1 protein-coding gene is annotated in these 881 nt (G+C 68.6%); it reads left to right on the top strand.

Annotated elements, in window-relative coordinates:
- Window positions 1-33 precede the first annotated feature (33 nt).
- On the top strand, window positions 34-881 hold an 848-nt coding region (locus tag EOA33_RS37125), incomplete at its 3' end, for an efflux RND transporter permease subunit (RefSeq protein WP_245482592.1).

Below are 881 nucleotides of genomic sequence, written 5' to 3'. Positions count from 1 at the left end.
GAGTTCTTCCCGAAGTCCGACCGGCCGGAGGTCATGGTCGACCTCACCCTGCCGCGCACCGCCTCGATCAAGGCGACCGGCGCGGTGGTGGAGCGCGTGGAAAAGCTGCTCGCCGCCGATCCGGACATCGACCATTGGAGCTTCTATGTCGGCCAGGGCGCGGTGCGCTTCTACCTGCCGCTCGACGCGCAGCTCGCCAATGACTTCTTCGCCCAGGCGGTGGTGGTGACCAAGGGTCACGCCGTGCGCCAGGCCGTCATCGACCGGCTGGAGACGAAGCTGTCGACCGGCTTCGACGACGTCATGGCCCGCGTCACGCCGCTCGAACTCGGCCCGCCGGTCGGCTGGCCGCTAAAATTCCGCGTCAGCGGTCCGGACCCGGACAAGACACGCAGCCTCGCGCAGCAGTTCGCGCAGGTGCTGGGTAGCGATGCCGCGGTGCGCAACATCAACTACGACTGGAACGAGCCGGCAAAGGTCATCAAGGTCGAGGTCGACCAGGACCGGGCGCGCGCACTTGGCATCTCCTCGCAGCAGCTTTCCGAGACGATCAACGCGGTCCTGTCGGGCTCGAAGATCACGCAGATGCGCGACGACACCTACCTCGTCGACATCATCGCCCGCGCCGTGGAACAGGAACGCGCCAGTATCGACACGCTGCGCGGCCTGACGATCAGCGCGTCGGGCGGACGCCGCGTGCCGCTCGAGCAGGTGGCGACGCTCTCCTACCAGACCGAACCGCCGCTGATCTGGCGCCGCGGCCGCCTGCCGACGGTGACCGTCCAGGCCGACGTCGCGCCCGGCAGCGATGCCGTCTCGGTGGCGCGCAAGCTCGGCACGGCGATCGACGCCTTCAAGGCGGAGTTGCCGGCCCGCTATAG

It is taken from the genome of Mesorhizobium sp. M4A.F.Ca.ET.050.02.1.1, assembly GCF_003997725.1.
GTDB lineage: Bacteria > Pseudomonadota > Alphaproteobacteria > Rhizobiales > Rhizobiaceae > Mesorhizobium.
This window is presented reverse-complemented; position numbering and strand designations above follow the sequence as displayed.